At 49.1% G+C, this 24,244-nt stretch carries 16 protein-coding genes; 5 read left to right on the plus strand and 11 right to left on the minus strand.

Annotated elements, in window-relative coordinates:
• Positions 1 to 53: 53 nt before the first annotated feature.
• Entirely contained in the window at positions 54 to 515 is a 462-nt protein-coding gene (locus tag JUB14_RS22170) for a DUF2452 domain-containing protein (RefSeq protein ID WP_207509013.1), read from the minus strand.
• Positions 516 to 716: 201 nt separating this feature from the next.
• On the opposite strand from JUB14_RS22170, the gene JUB14_RS22175 reads away from it, so the two are divergent.
• Positions 717 to 1,787, plus strand: coding sequence for an AMP-binding protein (locus JUB14_RS22175; RefSeq protein ID WP_207509014.1), 1,071 nt, complete (start codon positions 717 to 719; stop codon positions 1,785 to 1,787).
• 30 nt (positions 1,788 to 1,817) lie between these two features.
• Positions 1,818 to 2,603, plus strand: a complete 786-nt coding sequence (locus JUB14_RS22180) for a hypothetical protein (protein WP_207509015.1) — start codon at positions 1,818 to 1,820, stop codon at positions 2,601 to 2,603.
• Here JUB14_RS22180 and JUB14_RS22185 read toward each other — a convergent pair.
• Positions 2,580 to 3,581: a helix-turn-helix transcriptional regulator gene (locus tag JUB14_RS22185; RefSeq protein ID WP_207509016.1), complete on the minus strand. Its 1,002-nt coding sequence runs from the start codon at positions 3,579 to 3,581 to the stop codon at positions 2,580 to 2,582. The two genes, JUB14_RS22180 and JUB14_RS22185, sit on opposite strands and share 24 nt — an antisense overlap.
• A gap of 135 nt (positions 3,582 to 3,716) precedes the next feature.
• On the opposite strand from JUB14_RS22185, the gene JUB14_RS22190 reads away from it, so the two are divergent.
• Positions 3,717 to 5,147, plus strand: a complete 1,431-nt coding sequence (locus JUB14_RS22190) for an aldehyde dehydrogenase family protein (RefSeq protein WP_207509017.1) — start codon at positions 3,717 to 3,719, stop codon at positions 5,145 to 5,147.
• A gap of 85 nt (positions 5,148 to 5,232) precedes the next feature.
• Here the strand turns inward: JUB14_RS22190 and JUB14_RS22195 are convergent, their stop codons facing one another.
• Genes JUB14_RS22195 through topA form a run of 4 tightly spaced genes read right to left on the minus strand, consistent with a single transcriptional unit; the run spans position 5,233 to position 10,083 of the window.
• The gene (locus JUB14_RS22195) at positions 5,233 to 6,114 is read right to left on the minus strand and encodes a bifunctional 5,10-methylenetetrahydrofolate dehydrogenase/5,10-methenyltetrahydrofolate cyclohydrolase (RefSeq protein WP_207509018.1); all 882 of its coding nucleotides are present in this window, start codon (positions 6,112 to 6,114) and stop codon (positions 5,233 to 5,235) included.
• A gap of 46 nt (positions 6,115 to 6,160) precedes the next feature.
• Positions 6,161 to 6,976 carry an aldo/keto reductase gene (locus tag JUB14_RS22200; RefSeq protein WP_207509019.1) on the minus strand — a complete coding sequence of 272 codons (816 nt, stop codon included), beginning with the start codon at positions 6,974 to 6,976 and terminating at the stop codon, positions 6,161 to 6,163.
• A 29-nt stretch (positions 6,977 to 7,005) separates the two neighbouring features.
• On the minus strand, positions 7,006 to 7,707 hold the full coding sequence (locus JUB14_RS22205; protein ID WP_207509020.1) for an SIR2 family NAD-dependent protein deacylase: 702 nt from the start codon (positions 7,705 to 7,707) through the stop codon (positions 7,006 to 7,008).
• Positions 7,708 to 7,713: 6 nt separating this feature from the next.
• Complete coding sequence (gene topA, locus JUB14_RS22210) at positions 7,714 to 10,083, minus strand: type I DNA topoisomerase (protein WP_207509021.1); 2,370 nt, start codon at positions 10,081 to 10,083, stop codon at positions 7,714 to 7,716.
• 310 nt (positions 10,084 to 10,393) lie between these two features.
• On the opposite strand from topA, the gene JUB14_RS22215 reads away from it, so the two are divergent.
• Entirely contained in the window at positions 10,394 to 12,667 is a 2,274-nt protein-coding gene (locus tag JUB14_RS22215) for an aconitate hydratase (RefSeq protein WP_207509022.1), read from the plus strand.
• A gap of 116 nt (positions 12,668 to 12,783) precedes the next feature.
• Here the strand turns inward: JUB14_RS22215 and JUB14_RS22220 are convergent, their stop codons facing one another.
• Together JUB14_RS22220 and JUB14_RS22225 are read right to left on the minus strand one after the other, a co-directional pair.
• On the minus strand, positions 12,784 to 13,497 hold the full coding sequence (locus JUB14_RS22220) for a hypothetical protein (protein ID WP_207509023.1): 714 nt from the start codon (positions 13,495 to 13,497) through the stop codon (positions 12,784 to 12,786).
• Positions 13,498 to 13,660: 163 nt separating this feature from the next.
• On the minus strand, positions 13,661 to 14,371 hold the full coding sequence (locus tag JUB14_RS22225) for a hypothetical protein (protein WP_207509024.1): 711 nt from the start codon (positions 14,369 to 14,371) through the stop codon (positions 13,661 to 13,663).
• 192 nt (positions 14,372 to 14,563) lie between these two features.
• On the opposite strand from JUB14_RS22225, the gene JUB14_RS22230 reads away from it, so the two are divergent.
• Entirely contained in the window at positions 14,564 to 16,636 is a 2,073-nt protein-coding gene (locus tag JUB14_RS22230) for a TonB-dependent receptor (RefSeq protein ID WP_207509025.1), read from the plus strand.
• A gap of 8 nt (positions 16,637 to 16,644) precedes the next feature.
• Here the strand turns inward: JUB14_RS22230 and JUB14_RS22235 are convergent, their stop codons facing one another.
• Genes JUB14_RS22235 through JUB14_RS22245 form a run of 3 tightly spaced genes read right to left on the minus strand, consistent with a single transcriptional unit; the run spans position 16,645 to position 24,171 of the window.
• A complete protein-coding gene (locus JUB14_RS22235; protein WP_207509026.1) occupies positions 16,645 to 17,826 on the minus strand; it encodes an Nramp family divalent metal transporter in 1,182 nt (393 codons plus the stop codon).
• A gap of 39 nt (positions 17,827 to 17,865) precedes the next feature.
• Positions 17,866 to 21,633 carry a hydantoinase B/oxoprolinase family protein gene (locus JUB14_RS22240; RefSeq protein WP_229368131.1) on the minus strand — a complete coding sequence of 1,256 codons (3,768 nt, stop codon included), beginning with the start codon at positions 21,631 to 21,633 and terminating at the stop codon, positions 17,866 to 17,868.
• A gap of 48 nt (positions 21,634 to 21,681) precedes the next feature.
• Positions 21,682 to 24,171 (minus strand): PIG-L family deacetylase, encoded by a 2,490-nt coding sequence (locus JUB14_RS22245; protein ID WP_207509027.1) that lies wholly within the window; start codon positions 24,169 to 24,171, stop codon positions 21,682 to 21,684.
• Positions 24,172 to 24,244 lie beyond the last annotated feature (73 nt).

Raw genomic sequence — 24,244 nt, forward strand, 5'->3', positions numbered from 1 at the left:
TTAAGAGGATTTACAGTTTGAATAGTGGGTGGCGACAGCCCCGAATGGCTTAGTCAGGAACCGGGCTGTACATCTACAGATGCGTCTTCCGGATTATATTCAACATCCCAGGTATGGTCGGCCAGCATAAATACTTTGGCCACAAAGCGGCGGAAAGGACGGGACTTGCCCCACTCATTGGGAGCTATCATGGACAGTACATCCGAGCCATCCGGTCTCTCATAGAGGTAATAGGTATGATTGATGACCGGCTCAAAGCTCATCTGGGCCGAATAGATCCGCTCCGACACTTCAATCCGGTTTTTAATAAGATTAGCCTGCTCGGCCAGGAGTTGCATCTGCTTGTAGATCTGCGCCATCTGCAGGTCTGTTTGCTGACGCATGGCCAGTACCGATCTGCTCTTGATCTTACCCATATCTTCCGGACGTATCACCGCTCCACCTACGGTATGTCCATATTCCATCAGGCCCGGATTCTGGGCAATTTTATCATTTTCTTCTTCCTGATCTGCCATAGTACCTCCTTTGCGTCGCCGAAATTAAGTATTGTTTCTCTTACCTTCAAAAACTATTGATTAACTTTCGGGCCAAAAAAATACTTAAAAAGTAATACCTGGTCCACTTATCTTCCGCCTTACCAGACAAGAGTCTTATATGGTCATTGATGGAATGGCTGGGCTATACACACTTAATACCTACACTAGTACAAGTCTCTTATGCACTGGCATACCAACCGAAGATTAGTCGCGTCGCAGGCTGTACCCGAGCCTGAGTACTTTCGGTTGGCCTATGATTTCCTGAACTCCTGGTCCGAAAATCAGCCCCACTACCAGTTGCATACGTCCGGGTCGACCGGACAACCCAAGCCGATCAACTTGCTTCGTGAGCAGTTGGTAAGCAGTGCGCACCTAACGGGTAAAGCTATACAACTACCCAAAGGTACCCGTGCGCTGGTGTGTCTGAATGTACGCTATATTGCTGGGGTTATGATGCTGGTACGGGGGATGGAACTGGACTGGGACCTGACCATAGTAGAGCCTTCGGGTAATCCTTTGCTGCAGGTACCCACTGAGCAGGTCTTTGACTTCGTGGCGATGGTACCCCTGCAGTTATCTACTATACTTGAAAACAAGGTAACCCGCAAACGGGTCAGCAGCCTCGGCAAAGTACTGCTGGGAGGGGCTCCGGTTGGGGTGGCATTACATAAGCAGATCCGGCGGTTGAACATATCCGTATACCAGAGTTACGGCATGACCGAAACGGTATCACACGTAGCCTTGCGGCTCCTGAACGGAAAGAATGAGAGCGAAGACTTTACACTACTGGATGGAGTTGATTTTGGCGTAGACCAGCGTGGATGCTTGTACGTATCGGGCCCGATGACACTCCATCAGACCGTTCAGACCAACGACCTGGTAGAGATTACCTCAGATCGGACCTTCCGCTGGATAGGGCGGGTTGACCATGTAATAAACTCCGGAGGGATCAAGATACCACTGGACAAAGTGGATCAACTGGTGGAACAGATTTTATATGACATTGGGTGTCCTTTTGACTGTTTCAGCTGGTTTGAGCCGGAAGAAAAACTAGGGCAGAGGCTAATCCTGGTGGTAAAGAATCGTGATGTCTATTTCCCGACCGACAATGTCTGTAATGAGATCAAACAAAGAGAGTCGGTATACCTGGTTCCAAAGCATATTTACTTCGTGGATGAATTTATTAAGACTCCAACGGATAAAGTTGACAGGAGGCGTACGGTAGCATTGCTGAAACAAGTAGATGAATAAACACAATTTTGAAATACAACGATACCTTTCATGAGAACTGAACATCTGCGATACGATGAGGTACTGATCAACTATCAAACTGCCCCCGTAGTACCTGCCCCTTATGCTTATTATTACACGATGCGTATAACTCCTGCCGAAGGAGGTGGTATACAATTGCAGTTCGACATGAAATACCTTGATCGGGAAGAGCTTGACGAGGACGAAATCATAGGGGAAGGATTTACCCTGAATGATGATTTCTCATGGCAGGGAAATTTGCCCCAGGTGTGGGTGTCGGAGCTGAACTCCATTCTTACGCATAGCCAGTACGTACAGGAGGCTGAGGAGAACGAACTGGAAGAATTTATTGAGGTGGTAATGACTCAGCAGGGGGATGCGGAGTCAGGTAGTCCGGAGGATAAAGAAACCTGGGCGTACTTCCTGCAGGAACTGATGCAGGCTATCTTTGAAGCCGCCGGCCGGGAGAACCAGTTTGAAATGGAGTACCTGCGCATTAACAGCCAAAAAGAAACCAGCATTAGCCTCAATGCTTCCTTTGTTAACAAGACCTTTTCAATTCAGCTGGATAAGCAGCCCCGGGAACAGATGGACTGGAAAAAGCTGGAAGAGGTAATGGGTACCGTATTCAAGGCGGAGTTTATGTCTGATCAGGCTACGGAAACCAGGCCTACTCATGAAGGTACTTATATCACGACTGGTGATGGACTATGGTACAAGCTTGGTGAGGCCGTGCTGAATCCTACCCCCAAGAGTAAAGTACTGCCGCAGATCGAAAACCTGTTTGATAAACTAGAACGACGCGTTGCGGTCTAGTTCCTGGCGTAGTTCGTCTACTAGTTCCCTGATCCGGTCCACTGATGGGGCCGGTTCGGGGAGTCTCAGACTTACAAAAGCTTTTACTTCCCACACTTCCAGCACATCCTTAATAGAAACTTCGGTGCTGGGTACACTACTGATGTCCGAACTCAGTAGCAATATCCCCTTTATCTTGACCTGATTGTACGCCCGCCGGTATAGGATCCCCTGGTTACGGAGGACAAATATGTAGTTGGTGCCGTCTTTGATATCGTACCAGTTTCTTACAAACGCACCCACCAGTAACGCTCCCGGAAACGTGAAGTCATCACCCGCTTCAAAAGCCCGGTAGTTGCCCGATGGCAGGTTAGGTAGCTGAAACGTCGGTAGCCGGTTCAGGAAAGTGCTATTCTGATAATTGTGTAGGTACTCAGACACCATACTACCCTTGACCCACTGGATAGACTGATGGGTAAGCTGATGGTCATCGTGCTTGCTGACTCCGTTATTGTTTCCTCCGTCGTATTGATTGTTGAATTGAGGAGGCTGAAAGCCAGACTTAGCCTGATATGGTGACTCCCGATGGAAAGTTGATGGATTGCCGGTGTGAACAGGTTTCAGAGCCACCTGACGGGACACCATACGTAGGGTAGGCCTAGGGCGCTGATACTTATCAAGTATGGCTGACAAAGGCTGGGGGGCAGCCGGTTCGTTCATCAGCGGGGGAGGTGGCGGTGGTGTCTGATGAACAGAGTTTAAGGGAAGACCAAGTTCAGGTGTTTCCCTGATTTTCCGAAGATCATTCTTCAGAAGATTATCCACCGACACCCCAAACGCCAGCGCCATGTTCTTCAGGTTTGTCAGGTTGGGGTTAGCCCGCGCTTCTTCATAGGCACCTAGTAGCGAACGCTTAATTCCTATTTTACGGGCAAATTGCTCCTGGGTCAGACCATTCAGCCGGCGTAGGTATTTTATGTTGTTGCTTACGATACTCATAGGTGTTGCTTGTTAAAGCAATATAAAGGATTTTGACAAAATATTTAGTAAAAGCTGATTTAAGCAAGCTATTACCTCATTTTTTATCGTAATTGTTACTTTTTACTCTGTATCTTAGAAAGTAAAAGATAAGCTATGGATGTACCATTAGTAAAACAGGATATACAGCAGGAGGCCCACGAGCTGTTTGATAAACAAAGGCAGTATGTACACAAAATGGTGCAGACTACCGCCGCTGAGCGGATCGAGCGACTCAACCGGCTGTACCACTACCTGATCAACCACCTGGAAGAGGCGCAGGAGGCTACTTACAAAGATTTTAAAAAGCCAGCGGCCGAAACCATGCTGGGCGAGATCTACGTCCTGACCAGTGAAATCAAATATACCTGCAAGCACCTCCGCCGCTGGATGAAGCCTCAGAAGGTGGCTACTCCCATGGGAGCCATCGGTACCAGTAGCTATATACAGTACGAAGCGAAGGGCAACGCCCTGATCATCTCTCCCTGGAATTACCCCATTAATCTGGCTCTGAAGCCTCTTGTTTCTGCCATTGCCGCCGGTTGTGTGGCTATCATCAAACCTTCGGAGCTCGCTCCGCATTCATCGGCTTTTGTCCGTAAGGTAGTGAAAGCCGTATTTCCACCCGAAGAAGTAGCTGTCATAGAGGGAGGTGTAGAAGTATCGCAGACGTTACTGGCGCTGCCGTTCAACCATATCTTCTTTACGGGTAGCCCTCAGATCGGGAAAGTAGTGATGAAAGCGGCGGCGGAGCACCTGGCCTCAGTTACACTCGAGCTTGGAGGTAAATCCCCTACCATAGTGGACGAAACGGCCGATATAGCCGCTACAGCGCAGAAAATTGCCTGGGGTAAATTTCTTAACAATGGTCAGACCTGCATTGCTCCCGACTATGTGATGGTCCATTCTGAGGTGAAGCACCGATTTGTAGAGGAATTTAGGAAGGCGGTTACTTCAATGTACAATGTAGACGGAAAAGCTACTGAAGACTCTGATAGCTACGCCCGCATTGTGAACGACCGTCACTTTCAGCGGTTGAAATTATACCTGGATGATGCTGTAAATAAGGGAGCTTCGGTAGAATTGGGTGGCAAAACCATAGCCAGAGATAACTTCATAGAACCTACCCTTATCACCGGTGTCAACGACTCCATGAAACTAATGCAGGAGGAAATCTTCGGCCCGCTGCTGCCGGTGATAGAGTACCAGGACCTCAGGGAGGCAGTTAACTATATCAACGCGCACGAAAAGCCACTGGCGCTATATGTACACAGCAGGAGTGACCGGAACACTGACTATGTTCTCTCCAATACCAGCGCCGGTAATGCCCTGGTGAATGAGCTGCTATTTCAATTTGGCAACCATGAGATACCCTTCGGCGGAGTGAATAACAGTGGCATTGGCAAGTCGAATGGCTTCTTTGGCTTCCAGGAGTTCTCCAACGCCAAAGGTGTCATGAAGAGGAAGTTTGGTACTGCTAAGTTTCTTTACCCGCCCTACACGGACAAGATCCATAAACTGCTCAACTTTATGGTGAAGTACCTGTAAGGTAGTTAAATTGTAGGGAGACTTACTATAAAAGCAGCAGGAACCACTACGGTGATTCCTGCTGCTTTTATAGTAAGTCTGAATGCTATTTGTAGATTTCCTTACGGGCAGCCATTAGGGTATTGGTAAGTAGGCCACAGATGGTCATGAGTCCTACACCACCCGGTACTGGTGTGATAAAGCTGGCTTTGGGAGCTACATTCTGGAAGTTGACGTCGCCTTTGATAGCAAATCCGCTCTTCTTGCTAGCGTCAGGTACCCGGCTAATCCCTACATCTATCACTACGGCACCTTCTTTCACGTACTCAGCCGTTACGAATTCAGGACGGCCCAAGGCTACGATGAGAATATCAGCCGACTTACAGATTTCTTTCAGATTCTGTGTTTTGCTATGGCAGATGGTGACGGTACAGTTACCGGGGTAGGTATTGCGTTGCATCAGGATACTCATGGGCAAGCCTACGATCTGACTGCGACCAATCACGACACAGTGCTTACCAGCTGTTTCGATATCCGCCCGCTTTAGCATTTCGATGATTCCGAAAGGAGTAGCCGACAGGTAAGCCGGAAGCCCCTTGCACATACGACCTACGTTGATAGGGTGGAAGCCATCTACATCCTTAGCCGGGTGTACCGCTTCCATGATGGTATTCTCAGTGATGTGCTTAGGCAGGGGAAGCTGCACAATAAAGCCATCTACGTCAGGATCATTATTAAGCTGCTCTACGGCACCCAGTAGTTCAGCTTCGGTAACGTCTGAGTCAAAGCGTAGAAGGGTAGAGGTGAAGCCTATTTCTTCGCAGCTCCGGATCTTGGAAGCTACGTAGGTTTCGCTGGCACCATCGTTCCCTACCAGTATAGCGGCCAGATGAGGCTTTTTCCCACCTTTGGAAGTCCAGTAATCAACTTCGGTTTTGATTTCGGCTTTAATCTGCGAGGAAATCAGTTTTCCGTCAAGGAGTTGCATGCGATTTGTTAAATAAGAGGTAGTTTGGTTTAATAAGGATCGGGTACTATAAGTAGGTCATTGGATCATCAGCCACACGTGTACCATCGTGCAGTTGATCCAGGGAGTCCATCTCCATGGGAGAGAGCTGAAAGTCCCATACATCAAAGTTGGCCTTGATACGATCCGGATTCACCGACTTAGGTATCGTAACCACGTTGTGCTGCATGGACCAGCGAATCAAGACCTGGTAAGTAGACTTCCGGTGCTTTTCGGCAATGTCAACCAGTACCGGATGTTGGGCCTTTTCACCACGTACCAGCGGAGCGTAACCTTCGGGTTGGATCTTGTGATCGATGCAGAAGTTAACTACGTTGGGCAGGTACAGGAAGGGACTAAACTCAAACTGATTGACCGCCGGTATAACATTGGCATACTCAAACAGCTCCTTGAGATGGGGCTCGTAGTAGTTGGATACACCGATGGCCTTCACCCGTTTTTCTTCGTATAGCTGTTCCAGCGCCTGCCAGGTTTCTTTTAACCCTGTACGCACCGGCCAGTGGATCAGGTACAGGTCGATATAATCTGTCTGAAGCCTTTTCAGGCTCTTGTCATAAGCACGTAAGGTTTGGACGTAGCCCTGCTCGTCACGCCACACTTTGGAGGTAATGAATACTTTCTCCCGGGCGAGTCCGCTGTCTTTGAATCCCTGACCTACTTCTTCCTCGTTCTGATAAATACTGGCGGTGTCCAGCAACCGGTACCCTAATTCCAAAGCATGGGATACAGCATTTCGGACCTCATTCTTTTCACCGGGAGCATAGATGCCAAGCCCTAACAGGGGCATCTTAACACCGTTATTTAATAGAACGTTGGTTTTCATAGTAGTTCAGTTAGTTGAAATATAGGCAGTTATTGAAGAAGGTAGTCTTTGAGTCGGGCAGCGCCGACTGTAGCCTTCTCCTGAATAAAAGTTATATTAGATCGTAGGGAAACCTCCGGCATAGACGGGTCAATAATATAGATGGGAGCACCACCACGTACGTAGTAGATTAACCCGGCGGCTGGATAGACGGCCAGAGAAGTACCTATTACGACAAAGATATCCGCCTGCTCCGCAATCTCCACCGCAGTTTTCATCATAGGTACTTCTTCACCGAACCACACGATATGCGGACGAAGCTGACTACCTAATTCGCACAAGTCATCTTGATTTAGCTCCGTTCCTTCCAGCGTATATACCAGCTCCGGATTCTTAGTACTTCTTACTTTAAATAGTTCGCCATGCAGGTGAATTACCTTCGATGAACCAGCCCTTTCGTGCAGATCATCCACGTTCTGCGTAATGATGGTTACGTCAAAATGGTCTTCCAGTTCGGCCAGTATGCGGTGGGCGGCATTGGGCTCGGCGGTGCGGGCCTGTTGGCGGCGCTGGTTGTAGAACTCGAGTACCAGCGCCGGGTTTCGTTGCCAGGCTTCGGGGGTAGCTACATCTTCAACCCGGTGGTTTTCCCACAGTCCGCCACTGTCGCGGAATGTTTTGATGCCGCTTTCGGCACTGATCCCGGCTCCTGACAAGACCACCAGCTTCTTATTCGCTTCCCCCGTAGCCATAGTTAATTAATCCTTTTTGGTCTTCTTAGTAGCTGTTTTACCTGCGGCTGTTTTACGACCTCCCTTGGCTTTGGCGGCAGCGGGTTTTTCTTCAGTACCTTCGGCCAGCTTCAGCACATCCTCATAGGTGAGGGAGGCCGGTTCGGTACCACGGGGTATTTTTATATTACGCTTACCGAAGGCTATGTAGGGTCCGTACTTGCCGTTCAGTACCTTGGCATTTGGATTTTCGTCGTACTCACGAATGATCCGGTTGCTTTCCTGTTTACGCTTCTCCTGGATAATCTCAATAAGTCGCTCTTCGGTCACGGCCATGGGATCATCCGTAGGCGCGAGGGAGAAGAACTTGTCGTCGTGTTTGACGTAGGGACCGTACTTACCGATGTTGACCACCATTCCCTTGTCTTCGTAGAAACCTACCTCACGGGGTAGTTTAAAGAGTTCAAGGGCTTCATCCAGCGTAATGGTTTCCATGAGCTGGCCTTTCTGAAGGCTGGCAAACTTGGGTTTTTCTTCGTCCTCCACATCTCCGATCTGAACGTACGGACCGTATTTGCCTACCCGGACTGATATTTTCTTGCCGGAGTTAGGATCTTCACCCAGCTCGCGGGTGGTCAGGCTCCGGTCTATTTTTTCACCTTCGGCTTCGGCTACTTTTTTATGAAAGCCTTTGTAGAAGTTATCGATCATCCCCTGCCAGGGTACTTTCCCTTCGGCAATATTATCGAAGTCTTTCTCTACGTTGGCCGTGAACGAAAAGTCAACAATATCCTGGAAATGATTTACGAGAAAGTCATTCACGATCATACCCGTACTGGTCGGGAATAGCTTGGCTTTCTCGGTACCGTAGGTTTCTTTACTGACCTTCGCCTTGATCTCATTATCTTTCAGCGTAAGCTCCTTGAATTCCCGCTCCTGTCCGGGGCGGTCTTCCTTCACCACGTAGCCACGGCGCAAAATGGTAGAGATGGTAGGTGCATAGGTAGAGGGACGTCCAATACCCATTTCTTCCAGCTTCTTTACCAGACTTGCTTCAGTATAGCGGGGTGGGTTACGGCTGTAACGCTCGGTGGCTTTCATATCCGAGAGGTTGAGCTGTTGTCCTATATTAAGGGGCGGCAGCATCCCTTTTTGCTCTTCATCCGAATCATCATCACTGGATTCCATATATACGGTCAGAAATCCTTCAAACCGGATCACTTCACCCTGCGCTACCAGTTCTTCTTTGGTAGTAGATATACCAATGGTTGCGGTAGTACGCTCAAGCTGGGCATCGGCCATCTGAGAGGCAATGGCCCGTTTCCAGATTAGTTCATAGAGTCGCTGCTCGTTACGATCCTTACTGGCTACCAGCGTAGAGAAATCAGTCGGGCGAATGGCTTCGTGCGCTTCCTGCGCTGATTCGGACTTAGTCTTGAAAGTACGTCTGTGATGAAAGTCCTGGCCGTATTCGTTAATAATCTGGTCCTTAGCTTTGCCCATGGCCTCCTCTGACAAGTTGGTCGAGTCGGTACGCATGTACGATATCTTACCGGCTTCGTAGAGTTTCTGAGCGATGGTCATGGTCTGAGACACCGAGAAACTCAGCTTGCGGGATGCTTCCTGCTGTAAAGTAGAAGTAGTAAATGGGGGCGCGGGAGATTTCTTGGCGGGTTTGGTTTCAAGATTTTTAATAGAGAACTCGGCCTGAACACACTTCTCCAGAAAGGCATACGCATCAGCCTCTTTTTCAAAATTTTTGGCCAGTTCGGCATTAAGTACCTTGCCATTTCCTAAATCAAAACGGGCCGTAACCTTATAGCTGCTCTTCGACTGGAAAGCATCAATCTCACGCTCACGATCCACTATAACCCGAACCGCTACGGATTGTACCCGACCGGCTGACAGGGATGACTTACCGATACGAATCTTCTTCCACAGTACCGGCGAAAGCTCATAGCCTACCAGGCGGTCCAGAATACGGCGCGCCTGCTGGGCATTTACCAGATCAAGATCTATACTTCGGGGGCGTTGAATGGCATTCTGAAGCGCTGACTTAGTGATTTCCCGGAACACGATCCGTTTTGTATCGTCCGGCAGCCCCAGAGCTTCTTTGAGGTGCCAGGATATCGCTTCTCCTTCGCGGTCGTCGTCCGTCGCCAGCCATACTACTTCGGCTTCCTTGGCTAATTTTTTTAACTCATTTATTACTTTAACCTTATCAGTTGATATTTCATAAACAGGTTTAAAGCCATTCTCAACATCTACACCCATATCATGCTCAGGTAGGTCCCGAACGTGCCCAAAGCTAGATTTTACGGTAAAATCCTTTCCTAAATAGGACTCTATTGTCTTGGCCTTCGCCGGTGATTCTACGATCACCAGATTCTTTGACATAGTAACTTTATTTAATGGTATTGCCGCTAAGATGGCTCAAATATAGATCAGAAACTAACATAATTGTAAACAGCCTCTCCAAATGGATTGTTACATTCTTTCTGAGAGTGTAAAATTTTGTAATGGTTCTGAGAGCTATTTTTAATTCTTGTCCGCTGATAGTAAATACTATTGTAATTAGAAGAAAATAGAAAATAATCAAGATAAAGCGGATAAAAATCTAGCAAAAAAGAATCGCGAAGCCGGTAACCTACGGGGAATTTTGTAATTTTAGGCGTCTTTTAAATTAAAGTAATCTTTCACAATAATTATGGCATTTGACATAGACATGATCAAGGGCGTGTACGCCCGTATGGGGGAACGCATCGAGTCTGCCCGTAACGTGGTAGGTCGTCCCTTAACACTGGTTGAAAAAATTCTATACTCGCACCTTTGGGAAGGAAACGCGGCTCAGGCGTATGAGCGCGGTAAATCATACGTTGACTTTGCACCCGACCGAGTAGCTATGCAGGATGCTACCGCTCAGATGGCGCTTTTACAGTTTATGCAGGCCGGTCGCCCTCAGGTAGCTGTTCCTTCAACAGTACACTGTGACCACCTGATCCTGGCTGAAAACGGAGCAGAGCAGGATCTCCAAAGTGCCAATAACAAAAACCGTGAAGTGTATGACTTCCTGGCCTCCGTATCTAACAAATATGGTATAGGCTTCTGGAAGCCGGGTGCTGGTATTATTCACCAGGTAGTACTTGAAAACTATGCCTTTCCTGGTGGTATGATGATAGGTACTGACTCCCACACGCCCAATGCAGGTGGTCTGGGTATGGTAGCGATCGGGGTAGGTGGTGCTGACGCCAGCGACGTAATGTCTGGTCTGGCGTGGGAGCTCAAAATGCCTCGCCTGATCGGAGTCAAACTGACTGGTAAGTTAAGTGGCTGGACGGCTGCCAAGGACATTATTCTTTGGGTGGCGGGGCAGCTTACTGTAAAAGGGGGGACCGGATATATCATTGAATACTTTGGTCCCGGAGCCGAAAGCCTGTCATGTACTGGTAAGTCTACCATTTGTAACATGGGTGCCGAAGTAGGTGCAACTACCTCTATCTTTGGTTTTGATGACAAGATGGCTTCCTATCTGCAGGCCACTGAAAGAGGAGATATTGCAGAAGCAGCCTCAGCGGTGCGTCAGCACCTGCGTTCAGACGAAGAGGTATACGCCAATCCTGCGGCTTACTACGATCAGGTACTTGAACTGGATCTTTCGACGCTTGAGCCTTACATCAACGGACCTTTTACTCCGGATCTGGCCTGGCCTTTGTCTAAATTTGCTCAGGCAGTTAAGGAAAATGAGTGGCCGGAGCGCCTGGAAGTAGGGCTGATCGGATCATGTACCAACTCTTCGTACGAAGATATGACCCGCTCGGCTTCCGTAGCCGCTCAGGCCGCAACCAAAAACCTTAAAACTCGAGCTGAATTTACAATCACACCTGGTTCGGAACTGGTGCGGTATACTGCCGAGCGTGACGGAATCCTGAATACTTTTGAGAATATAGGTGGAGTAGTACTGGCAAATGCCTGTGGCCCATGTATTGGTCAGTGGGCTCGTCACATGGATGACCCATCGCGTAAAAATTCCATCATTACGTCTTTCAATCGCAACTTTGCCAAGCGTAATGATGGTAATGCCAGTACGCATGCTTTTGTGGCTTCTCCCGAAATAGTAACAGCCTTTGCCATTGCCGGCGACCTGACTTTTAACCCTATTACTGATACGCTGACCAACGAAAATGGTGAGCAGGTAATGCTGGATGAGCCTCAGGGTATTGAATTGCCGGTACGTGGGTTTGCCGTTGAAGATGCTGGCTACCTGGCCCCCGCCGAAGATGGAAGCCAGGTACAGGTACTGGTAAGCCCTACTTCAGATCGTCTGCAGCTGCTTGATCCTTTCAAAGAGTGGGAAGGTACTGACATTACCGGACTAAAGCTGCTGATCAAAGCAAAAGGCAAGTGTACTACGGACCATATCTCAATGGCTGGTCCCTGGCTGAAGTACCGTGGACACCTGGATAATATTTCCAATAACCTGCTGATTGGTGCTATCAACGCATTCAATGATAAGTCCAATAGCGTGAAGAACCTGCTTACCAATGAGTATGGTGAAGTACCTGCTACGCAGCGTGTTTACAAAGCTGCCGGTATCGGTACTATCGTGGTAGGTGATGAAAACTACGGTGAAGGTTCATCCCGTGAGCACGCCGCTATGGAACCTCGTCACTTAGGTGTTCGTGCGATCCTGGTGAAGTCTTTTGCCCGTATCCACGAAACCAACCTAAAGAAGCAAGGTATGCTGGCTCTGACTTTCGCTAATCCTAACGATTACGACAAGATCCATGAGGACGATACCATTGATATCGTAGGTCTGCAGAACTTCGCTCCTAACCAGCCGCTGGCCGTGGTACTACACCACGCGAATGGTTCGACGGACGAGATTCAGGTAAACCATACTTATAATCAGCAGCAAATTGAGTGGTTCAAGGCTGGTTCAGCGCTGAACATCATTCGTAAGCAGGTAGAAGCTGGTAAGTAAGCTAATTGATAGAGAGGTATTTGCGTGCCTGTTATTAAATAGCCAGATCAATAAAAGAGCGGCAGCCCGTATAGGCTGCCGCTCTTCTTTTTTACTTAGTTGTTAAAGTTTCAGCATTACTTAGCTGGCAGCTCATTACTGTATTTCAATAAGGCTTTCAACTCTTCTTTATTGTTAAAGTTAGTCTTGTGCTCCTTCAAGTACTCATTAAGTATCCTTTTATGATCCGAATATAGTTTCAGCAGACTACCCTTATTAGCCAGATAGATGGCATTATTCTTATCTACCAGATAGTAATTTTCATGTCTTGCCAGCAGAATATCTCCTTTTACATCCAGATGCTGCACCCTTCCATTTTGATCCGAAAAGGTTTTGTAGCGTGAAATTGCAGAAGCGCCGGATGATTGATTATAGCCTCCCATCTTTTCACTTTGTACCTGGATCAGCATGGGGTGAATAGCAAGTTTTACCCCTTCGGTATCATTCACTACTTCTACAAACCCTACCTTAGGGTTATACAGGTACTGGTCATCTGCGATTTTGATATTCTTGATTGTAAATTCATTGGCCAGAGCCAGGGTATCACCACGAGGATTTAGGAACTGCATTTCATTCAGAAGTACATTGAAGTTTATCTTGGTATCTACCGGAGGACCGTTAAAGAATGAGATTGTACCCGGAGTGAAATTAGGGTACCGGTATTGATCTTTAGCCGAAACCGACTTTTTGAGATCTTCTACATTTTTTACCCGTATGATGTTAGGTGATTGAGCCCAAAGGAGTGACGTATAGCATGAGCAGATCGCGGTCAATAATAAGATTTTTTTCATAGCTGAGTGGAGTTATAGCGACAAAGAATGGGAGAAAAAATAGTCTTACCTTAAAAGTAGGACTACGTCTAAAGTTACCTGTTCCTATGATTAATAAGAAGGCGGCAAAGTGAGAGCCGTCAAGAGTAGCTGCCGGATCAGGAAGAATAATACAATAAACAGACTATTGAACAGAAAGCTGATCAACGTACTGTAAGAGCTTGATAAGCTCCTCTCTTTTGGTCAGGCTATTACTATTCTTATTAATGTACTGATTGATTTCCCTGCGATAATTGGGGTACAGCTTTTGTAGATTAGGCTTGCTGACTTTATAAGGCGTACTATTTTTATCCACCAGGAAGTAGTGTGTAAGGTGAGCATAAATGGTCTGTCCCCGCATGTCTCTGATTCGGGTACTTCCTGTGCTATCCTTATCCATTGCGATCATGACGGTTTTAGCCAACGTACCAGAACCTACGACTCTTGTTTCAGTCATTAATTGAGCCGATAAGTTCAGATTCCTAAAGGAAGCAACAATCCATAGAAAACCATAAGGGGCTACGAACTGGAACAGATCCTCCTTTATCTGGATATGCGCAATGCCACCACCGTTGGCCAGTGCCATCGTATCACCTGCTTCGGTAAGAAAGTGCATTTCTCTAAGCAACATGTTGTAGTTAAGTGGAGCTTGTACTACGCTGCTATCTTTAAATGTGACGGTGCTGGTAATGAAGGATGGATAGCAGTAGTTTCTCTGAATGAGCTTAGCATCATAATTGACTGTAGTGGTGTCCGCGCTGTTATTACGGGACTGAGCAAGGCTGGCAGAGGAACAGGCAATAACTAAATGAGCACTGGCAATAACTACTTTAAGAGTGAACTGAGAAGGGAGCATGATATAATGGTACAATAATTACCCGGTACAGGCCGGTTGGATTCAACGATATACTAGGACAAAAGTACCATCATCTTCCAGAACAGGCTTTACCGGATAGTAAAAAACGGGGTACTTATGGGGTGGTATAACATTTGTTTGATTAGGAATAGTTAATGAACTTTGACCCCTTACTTTTCTAAACCAAAACCGATGTCTTTATTCGATCAAACTAGTACTTTACTTTGCTCAGGTACACTGCTGGCAACTTTACTATTAGGTCATTCACTCCAGGCGCAGAATGATACGCTACGGGTGAATCAGCTGGAAGAGGTTACTGTCAATGCCTACGAAACCAGAAGATCGCTGCTGGAAACACCGGCTGCTATCAACGTCGTGACGCCACGACTCATGACGCGATTTGCCTCTACGACCTGGATTAACGCTGTTAATACTACTCCCGGTGTTAGAATGGAGGAAAGGTCACCCGGAAGTTACCGGTTTTCTATACGTGGAAGCTTGCTGCGTTCGCCATTCGGGGTGCGTAATGTGAAGTTTTACTGGAACGGAATACCTTTTACCGATGCAAGCGGTAACACGTCCCTCAACGTTCTGGACTTTGCTTCGGTGGAGCGGATGGAAATTATCAAAGGCCCCGGGAGTAGCTTGTACGGCGCAGGTACCGGGGGAGTGGTGCTGCTCTCGACACCATCCGGCAATGCAGGTACTCAGCGGGTTGAGCAACAGGTGGGTTTTGGAAAATATGGCTTCCATAGCCGGAACACCATGGTTCAGGCTGGAGGTGTTTCGGTATTGTATGGCCACCAGCAACAGGAAGGGTACCGGGAGCATAGCGCTATGGTACGCGATGCCGTAACGTTTACACTAACGAATCAGCTGAGTGAGCGGGGATCATTGTCTCTTCTAGGCCTTTACTCCGACCTCCACTACCAGACCCCCGGCGGTATCACCCTGGAGCAGTACCAGATAGATCCTAAGATGTCACGACAACCCACGCGGGTACTACCCGGCAGCCGTGAGCAACAAGCAGGTGTATACACCCGCTACGCCATGTTGGGGGGAAGCTACGACTATCGGTTGTCGCCCCGCTGGACTCAGACCCTGTCGCTGTACCTGAATACCAATGATTTTAGGAACCCATTCATCAGTAATCAGGAGAAACGTACTGAGCTGGGACTGGGAGGTAGAAATGTGTGGCGGTACAGCTTTGACAATAGCAACTGGAATGCTACCTGGACCAGTGGGATCGAAGCTCAGTACCTGCAGTCTATTCAGCGCACGTTTGAGAATATCAAAGGTACTACCGGTACTCTGTTGACTGATGAAGAACTCATGACAGGTACCTTATCGGCTTTTACACAGCTGGAAGCTGAGCCCCTGGATGGATTGATCACTACCGTAGGATTGAGCTATAACACCCTTCGTTATGATTTTGGTAAGTTCTTTCCGGCTCCCTACAACAGCCAGCAACAGAACTTCAAAGCCGAGCTGGCGCCGCGTCTGGCTATCCTGAAAAAGATTGGAGACGACTGGGCGGTATTCGGCAGTTATAGCCAGGGATTCTCGCCACCCACCCTACAAGAGATTCGTCCCTCGGCCGGTGGCTTCCGCACAGATCTGGCAGCGGAGCGGGGAATTAATCGGGAGATTGGTATACGTCGGGCCGGTCGCAGACTATCGGGTGAGGTGAATCTATATTCATTTGGTCTACGGGAAGCTATCGTACGCCGCGCCAACGAGGATGGATCTGAGTACTTCGTCAATGCAGGTCGTACCCGTCAGAATGGGGTAGAGTGGCAGGTAGGTTATAATATTTATACCAGTAGTGTAGGAGCTCTTAACAACATCCGCGCCTGGCACAATGGTACCTATACCAATTACCGCTTTGTGGATTTTCAGCAGGGCGATGCGCAACTATCTGGCAATCTACTACCGGGGATACCCCGGCTAAGTCATGCTACGGGTCTTGATGTGGAGGCTGCTTATGGTCTTTCGCTGTACCTGACTTACCAGCACGGAGGTAATGTATACCTGAATGATGCCAATACGGTGGAGGCTTCTCCTTATGATCAGTTTGTAGTGCGGGGAAGCTGGAAACGCAACTGGGGCAGCCACTTCTATACGGATCTATCCGCTTCGGCCGAACTGGTAAAAGCGGATTTATACAGCCTGGGTTTTGACCTGAATGCCTTTGGTAGCCGCTACTACAATGCCACTCCCAAGCAGAATGCCTGGCTGGGTATTAAAGCCGGCTGGCGCTGGTAGAGTAGGGTCTACAGGAAGTTTTTGACAGAATTGATCAGGCTGTTCAGGCCCAGCAGTACCGTAACAAGGAATATCAGGTAGAGAAACAGATTCTGGACCCAAGAGTTGCGGTGCTCAGCCGGGAGCAGCTCAGGATCATTGATCGTCCTGATGATCTGCCAGGTCACAAACGGAAGCAGCAACCCATTGGCAGCCTGAGCCGCAATGAAAATAGGAATGGGTTTGATATTTAGTAGCCCAAAAAAGAGTCCAATTAGAATAACACCCCGCCACACCCAGTCAGCTTGACTGGGTGTACTTTTTAATAAGGTACGGGCGGTGATAGCTGCTGCGAATGGAGCCGTCACTACGGATGTAAATCCTGCTCCGAACAAGCCAATGGCATAGAGTATATTACCCGTAGGGCCAAATCGGGCAGCCAGTACTTCGGAGGCTCTTTCAAAGCTGAATGTGTCTTTGATCAGAGTTCCGCCCAACAAGATGCTTATGGAGATAATACCTCCAATAAGTACAGCCATTAGGATTCCCTGCCTCATCTCTCGTACCGACTGTCCCTGACCGATACCCGAAGCCAGAAAAAGGTTGTAGGGAACAATAGTGGTACCTACCAGTCCGGTAATGACCAGGGCCGAGCCGGCAGGAAAGGTGGGGACAATAGCATCATGAAGCAGGCGTGGGACCGAAGATATACTTTGAAACCCTACCCACACAAAGGCAATTCCCATCAGAAAGACTACCATGCCGAGGACACGGGAGAGCAGGGTAGTAGATTTGATGGATAAAAAGAGAAAGGCTAATAAACTTACCAGTAGGGTCATAATACACCCTGGGACGTCGAGGAGTAGTTGTAATCCCGCTACTGCTCCCAGAATGTTACCGGCTTCGTAGGCCGCGCATCCGGTTATGACCCCAGCCGCCAGGAGCCAGTTAATGGTATTGCCCCGGTTACCGTGCCTGATGGATAATAATTCTCCCAGGTTCTTACCCGATGCGATGGTAATGCGGGCGGCGGCTTCCTGAAGCAGGATAGTACTAATCGTAGAGAATACCAGTGCCCACAGCAGGGAAGTACCATACGACGCTCCCGCCAGACCGCAGGTAGTGACGGTGCCGGGGCCAATGAAGGCCGCTGAAATCACCGACCAGAAAAGCAGACCAGAAAGGCCGGAGCGAAGGGAAAGAGACTTCATGTGATCAGGCGGGAGTTTATCTGGTTATTTTTTTTGCTTTTAGGCCTGACCATATCCACCGCCTCCGGGAGTTTCTATAATGATTCTTTCACCGGCTAAGACGCGCTTGCTGCAGATAGCGGGAGACTTTTCCTGCGCATTTTTCCAATGTACAAAGGTAATGGCTGAGGCCTTACCCGCTTCGCCTCCTTCCAGTCCGTAGGGGGAGAAATGGTTGTGCTGGCCAATAAGCGTTACGTCCAGATCTTCAAGAAATTCCAGTTCCCGGATGATTCCATCACCGCCTTTCCATTTGCCCGCTCCGCCTGATCCTGTACGGATACCAAACCTGCATAGCCTCACCGGGTAGCGACGTTCCAGTTCTTCCGGATCGGTGATGCGGGTATTGGTCATATGCTGGTGTACACCCGAGCGTCCGTTAAAGCCCGGTCCGGCTCCGGCTCCGCCACCGATGGTTTCGTAGTACCCGAAGCGGTCGTTCCCAAACAGGAAGTTATTCATAGTACCCTGGCTACAGGCCGCCAGACCAAACGCTTTTAGCAGTGTATCTACCAGTCGTTGGCTTACTTCGGTATTGCCACCTACCACGGCCGGGCATTGTGTGGGATCATCTTCGAAGTGGGGGTGAAGAAAGGAGTCGTCCGGTAGTACCAGTTCCACCTGATTCATTAGTCCATCGTTTAACGGTATTTCTTTTCCTACCAGTATGCGCAGGACATAGAGGATAGCGCTATAAATAATGGAAATATTGGCGTTCAGATTTTGAGGGTGAACCTTGGAGGTACCCGTAAAATCAAAGAGTACACGGTTTGGCTCAACTGCTACCTGTAGAGCGATACGACGTCCATCGTCCATGTACTCCACCGCTTTCAGCTGCTTGCCTACCCATGGTCTCAGCGACTGCGTTACCTGCTGGGTGGCACTCCTTTTCAGCAACTGCATGTAGGTGATTACTTTCCGGATACCATGCTCATGCACCAGTTTGAGCAGATCCTCTTGTCCCCGCCGGAGGGCTGACAGAGCGGCTATAATATCGGCTTCGTTCTCCGTCAACATGCGGGTAGGATAAGGGCTTTCAGTAAAGAGCTTCTTTATCGTTTCCCACTGCATTTCGCCCCGCCTTACGAGGTACTGCGGCAGAATGGCCACCCCCTCTTCGTGAAGCCGGGTAGCATCGGGCGGCATGGACCCCGGCCTTTTACCACCTATTTCGGCGTGGTGAGCCCGGTTGACAACGTAACCTACGCATTGGTCATCTTCTGTGAATACTCCCGCTATGAGTGTGACATCCGGCAAGTGCGAACCGCCGTATTTGGGGTGATTGGTAATGACTACATCTCCCGATCCTATCTCTACTACCTCCTTTACCAACCGGGTACATATTCCCAGACTACCCAGATGGACGGGTATATGCGGCGCGTTGACCAGGAGCTCCCCATTCGGGTCCAGCAGGGCGCAGGAGAAGTCTAGCCGCTCCTTCACATTGACCGAAAAGGCCGTACGCTGCAGTTGAGCACCCATTTCTTCGGCGATGGCAGAGAAGCGATTGGTAAATAGCTCCAGCTCTACTTCGCGGGTATGGTGAGTGGTGGCCGCTGGGGTAGTTCTTTTATCGGTGACGATTATATCTCGCGTTGATTGGGTAACAGCTTCCCAGCCTTCGGGTATATAGGAGGTGGAGGTAACATTACGCAGGATGGCCGGACCTGTAATGATATCGCCGGGAGCGAGCTCTTCCCAATCGTATACTCCGACCACTGTATCCGATATGTAAGGTGAGGAGACTCTAAGCTTAGGCTGAACAACCTGGAAGCTGGGGGAAGGGGAAACCACATGCTGTTCCTTACTCTTCTCCCGGATCATCATCCGGATGCTCTCTACTTCTACCTCCTTGTTCTGGGGCAGGTAGCCAAACTGTGACTTGTAGTGTTTTTCAAAAAGTTGAAGGGTACCTTCTCCCTGATAGGGTATTTCGATACTGCTTTCCTGACCGCTGTACCGGAGGAAGGCGGAGCAAAATCCGGTTTCAGTCTCTAGTACAGACTCTCGTCGGATTTCCTCAGTACCTCTGGCTCGTAGTTCTTCAATAATTTCCGGGAGTTGGAGTATGGCTTTATGCCATTTCTGCAAAACCTGCGCAGATACGATCCGGCTTACCTGTGCTTCGCCCATTCCCAGGGCGCTGAATAGTCCCGCGTCAAAAGGAATGATCACTTGCTGTATATCTAGTATCTCAGCCAGTTGACATCCGTGCATACCACCGGCACCACCAAAGGTTAGCAGGGCGTACTCCCTCGGATCAACCCCCTTGGCTACGGATATGCGACGAATGGCATCAGCCATTTTTTCATTCCCAATCCGTTCCAGTCCTAACAAGATCTCCTGACTTGACAGATTACTGCCACTCTTGTAGGTTATATCGTCTTGTAATTTTCGTAGGGATTCAGCTGCATATTCAGTATGAATAGGTATGCCCAATCGGGTGGCATCCATCTTACCTAAGAGCAAATTAACATCCGTTAGGGTCAAAGGTCCTCCGGCACCGTAGCAGGCCGGGCCGGGGCTGGCTCCGGCACTCTCCGGGCCTACACGCAGGCTGAAGCCGTCGTACCAGCAAACAGATCCACCACCGGCTGCCACCGTTTCGATAGCGAGGGCTGGGCTGTGCATCTCGAGGGTATTGATGCGGGTTGTGTAGTTTATATCCGGCCGACCGGCTATGCGGGCGGTGTCAGTACTGGTACCACCCATATCAAAGGTAAGTACCTTATCAAAACCCAGGCGCTGCGCCAAGGAGGTAGCGGCTACCATTCCACCGGCGGGGCCACTCAGCAGGCTGTCTTTTGCACGAAATGTACCAGCCCCCACCAGACCACCGGCGCTTGTCATCACTTTAAGCTGAGCGTCGCCCAGTGATTTTCGGATACGTCGGAGATAGTTGTCCAGTACGGGAGATAAGTAGGCATTGATCACTGCCGTCTGCGTGCGTCTCAGGTAGTGCAGACCGGGGAATAGCTGGGCCGATTGGGAAACATAGCGAATGCCAGCCGCTCCCAGGTACTCTGCTATACGCTCTTCGTGCGCCGGGTTGCGATAGGAGTGCAACAGAGATACTGCTACTGATTCAAACGTATTCTCTACGCAATACTCTTTCAGTCGTTCCAGCACTTCTTGTGTCAGTGGAGTATGTACTGATCCATCCGGTTCAAGCCTTTCATTGATCCCTACTACTGCATCATATAGTAAGGTAGGCTCTGGTATATCCAGCTGAAACAGGTGCGGCCTTTGCTGCGTCCCGATCCGGAGGAGGTCTTCAAAACCCTGCGTGACGAGCAGTAGTGTCTTAGCCCCCTTGTGTTCCAGTAGGGCGTTGGTTCCCTTGGTCGTACCCAGTCGCATGTGCAGGGGGGGGAACAACGCTTTGAGCGAAGTACCCGTGACAAGCCTGGTAGCTAATACAGGAGCCTCTTCCCCCGTAAAAAGTTCAAAATCTATATTTGATAACGGCGTTAGATTATCTTCTAATGTAATTGTCCTGTTCCGGTAGTTAATAGACAGCAACTTTGTGGTGTTGGTGCTGCCCTGCAGGCGGAAATGGTAGCCTTCCAGCAGGTGGTCAGGGTACTGCCAGGGGGCATCAAATTCGTAGTAGTTGGCGTCTATCTTACGGATGATCCGGCCACGCAGGCAGCCGCTGCTCAGTACCTTAGCCCGGTGCCGTTGCCCGGTTGGGGCTATGGCCAGGCAATCAGTAAAAGTACCTCCGGTGTCAATCCAGATTTTCCAGGGTATGGGGGTGGCAGTCAATTGTACACAAGTTTAATGTGCCTGATCTTGTAAATGAGCGCGAGCGTATTATTCCTTTTTACCAGCCGAAACTATATTGGCAAACAGCCTATACGCTCCTGTTACACCGGCGGGTAACTCCCTGAAAAAAGAAAGCCCTGTGTAGATAAAGTGACCTTTGCCGTAGGGCGCATAAATCAGACTACCTTCCTTAGGCGTTTCACCGGTATCATTGCTTGAAAATACAGGTTGGAACTCGGGTGCCCATTCCTCCGCAAAGTAAAGTCCACGCTCCTGTATCCATCCATCAAAATCTTTCTGACTGATCTTGTTGGGGAAGTTCAGTAGGGGGTGGTTAGGGTTGAGAATACGCATTTCCGCATCTTCTTCCGATACCCGGTCGCGACTCAGCTTGAATGGATAGGGGCCTAGCTGAGCTACCTTCTGACCGAATGGCGTCGCGTACTGCACTACCATAGTACCACCATTCTTTACGTAGTTCATCAGCTTATCCTGATAATAGCGCAGCCGCTCCTCTGTATTATAGGCTCTTACACCTACTACTATGGCATCGTAGCCGCTCAGGTCTTTGCTGAGTTCACCTTCGGTCAGCATCACCACCGTAGCACCCATCTGGCGCAGAGCAGCCGGTACATCATCACCGGCACCTGCTATGTAGCCAATCCTTTTAGCCAGGTTCTTTACATCCACCCGAGCCAGTCTGGCCTCGGCGGGAGGGAATATGGTTTGCGTAGGAATGTGCGGGTACTGAATGGTTTTGAGGGAGGTAGTGAAATTCTGACCATCTACCGTGGCTACCGCACGTAATATGACTTCCTGGTTCTGGTTAGCAGGGGTGATACTGAACGTAAACGTTTCTTCCTGGTACTTGTCCGCCAGTTGGAAATTCTGAGAAGCAGGCTCTACTTTCCAGCCGGAGGGTACCTGTAACTTTATAGTCCCATTAACTCCTTTTTTCTGCGCCTTTACCAGTACCTGTACATTCTGAGTAGCACTGCTGGTAAAAATGTATACCGGCTCATTCAGATTGGTTGTGACCGTAGGACGTATCTCAAAGGGGCGGTACTGCTCACCGGCCACCGGATCAGTGAACTTATAGACCCAGGGACGGCTATAAGTCAGGCGCTGTCCATCTATTTCAAATGTAAACTGGGTAACGGTCTGGGAAGTATTCTCAGGAAAGCCGATGGCGCGCTGGTCATCTATTTGAAATACTCCTTTCTGAAGAGGTTTCTCTACCCAATACGGCTGGCTGATCTTTATATCGGCGGGTATTTTGGCGATGATACTGATATTCTCCGCTTTATTCAAGGCCAGACTGGAACTCAATGTACTATCAGTAGGTCGACCCGTCCATTGTAGTCCCACCAGCTTTACAGGGTATTCTCCCCGTTTAACAACATTTATTTTGAGAGCTACCTGAGTACCCGGTACTGCCGAATACTCCGTAGGATTGGTTTCAAACCATAGTCCCAGACACTGCTCGATCAGTTTTTCTACTTCCTGCTTCTTAGCTTGTACCAATACACTCTTCTGATCCAGCTTCTGCAACTCTTTATGAATACGAACTAACGTAGGGACGGAGGAGGCAGGCTTGCTGGGGTTGAAACTGGTAATAGCTTCCTTGACCAGACGAGCTACTGCTGCGCTATTTGGTACCCGGGCCCAGCTGGTATCTACTCCGTCAAACATATTATTCTGAGCGGGTACACCGGCCGTGTGAAGCAGGTAGTCGGTACGATTGTCACGTACCGGTGAGGACCCGAAGCCCTGGCTTTTGTGCTGGCTGCGGCTCTCGGCGGCTATTTCCGTATATGATTTCCCTAGTAGTGGGTTAAAGCCACCAAGCTCCACTGCTATGTAAGGCCTTTTCTCTTCGGCAGGTGCTTCGTTGGTAAAGCCCCGGTTGTAAGAGTTCCATACGATACGTTTGGCCTGCCAGGGCTTCACATATTGCAACTGATCCGGGTATGATTTTGGATCGGCCGCCAGCTTAAATGCTTCTTCGGCCAGGAAGGCTGACGTTTGGTGGTGACCGTGACCGGCACGAGGATCAGGAGGGAAACGGGTAATGACCACGTCGGGCTGGTACTTACGGATCATCCATACGACATCACCCAGTACTTTCTGACGATCCCAGAAGTTCAGCGTTTCGTCCTGGGTCTTGGAATAGCCAAAATCATAGGCGCGGGAAAAGAACTGCTCAGCCCCGTCGATGCGACGTGCGGCCAGGAGTTCCTGCGTACGTATAATTCCAATATTATAGCCTTGCTCGGCTCCAATCAGGTTCTGACCGCCATCACCCCGCGTTAAGGATAAATATGCTGTTCGGGCCAGGCGATCTTTGGATAAGTAGGCCAGCATCAGCGTGTTCTCGTCGTCCGGATGAGCAGCTATGTACAGGACAGACCCCAGCATATTCAGCTTTTTAAGATTCTGAAGAATCTCGCTGGAAGGTACGGCGGGTGACTGAGAGTAAGCTTTGGGAATAAGTAGGAGTAGGAAAAAAAGGTATGATTTGCGAAAAATGCTTTTCATTCTGGACAAGGGTAGTAAGGACAAATTAGAGGTAAAAAGACGTAATCTACTGACTATAAGGGTAAAGATGCAA

It is taken from the genome of Telluribacter humicola (genome assembly GCF_017355935.1).
Classification (GTDB): Bacteria; Bacteroidota; Bacteroidia; order Cytophagales; family Spirosomataceae; genus Telluribacter; species Telluribacter humicola.

What these genes read in the sequence shown, in the direction of transcription:
- JUB14_RS22195 (WP_207509018.1), bottom strand. Translation starts at nt 6,114, where the DNA reads ATGCAACTCCTTGACGGAAAACTGATTTCCTCGCAGATTAAAGCCGAA.
- JUB14_RS22220 (WP_207509023.1), bottom strand. Translation starts at nt 13,497, where the DNA reads ATGAAAAAAATCTTATTATTGACCGCGATCTGCTCATGCTATACGTCA.
- JUB14_RS22225 (WP_207509024.1), bottom strand. Translation starts at nt 14,371, where the DNA reads ATGCTCCCTTCTCAGTTCACTCTTAAAGTAGTTATTGCCAGTGCTCAT.
- JUB14_RS22170 (WP_207509013.1), bottom strand. Translation starts at nt 515, where the DNA reads ATGGCAGATCAGGAAGAAGAAAATGATAAAATTGCCCAGAATCCGGGC.
- JUB14_RS22245 (WP_207509027.1), bottom strand. Translation starts at nt 24,171, where the DNA reads ATGAAAAGCATTTTTCGCAAATCATACCTTTTTTTCCTACTCCTACTT.
- JUB14_RS22190 (WP_207509017.1), top strand. Translation starts at nt 3,717, where the DNA reads ATGGATGTACCATTAGTAAAACAGGATATACAGCAGGAGGCCCACGAG.
- topA (WP_207509021.1), bottom strand. Translation starts at nt 10,083, where the DNA reads ATGTCAAAGAATCTGGTGATCGTAGAATCACCGGCGAAGGCCAAGACA.
- JUB14_RS22185 (WP_207509016.1), bottom strand. Translation starts at nt 3,581, where the DNA reads ATGAGTATCGTAAGCAACAACATAAAATACCTACGCCGGCTGAATGGT.
- JUB14_RS22230 (WP_207509025.1), top strand. Translation starts at nt 14,564, where the DNA reads ATGTCTTTATTCGATCAAACTAGTACTTTACTTTGCTCAGGTACACTG.
- JUB14_RS22180 (WP_207509015.1), top strand. Translation starts at nt 1,818, where the DNA reads ATGAGAACTGAACATCTGCGATACGATGAGGTACTGATCAACTATCAA.
- JUB14_RS22200 (WP_207509019.1), bottom strand. Translation starts at nt 6,976, where the DNA reads ATGAAAACCAACGTTCTATTAAATAACGGTGTTAAGATGCCCCTGTTA.
- JUB14_RS22205 (WP_207509020.1), bottom strand. Translation starts at nt 7,707, where the DNA reads ATGGCTACGGGGGAAGCGAATAAGAAGCTGGTGGTCTTGTCAGGAGCC.
- JUB14_RS22215 (WP_207509022.1), top strand. Translation starts at nt 10,394, where the DNA reads ATGGCATTTGACATAGACATGATCAAGGGCGTGTACGCCCGTATGGGG.
- JUB14_RS22175 (WP_207509014.1), top strand. Translation starts at nt 717, where the DNA reads ATGCACTGGCATACCAACCGAAGATTAGTCGCGTCGCAGGCTGTACCC.
- JUB14_RS22235 (WP_207509026.1), bottom strand. Translation starts at nt 17,826, where the DNA reads ATGAAGTCTCTTTCCCTTCGCTCCGGCCTTTCTGGTCTGCTTTTCTGG.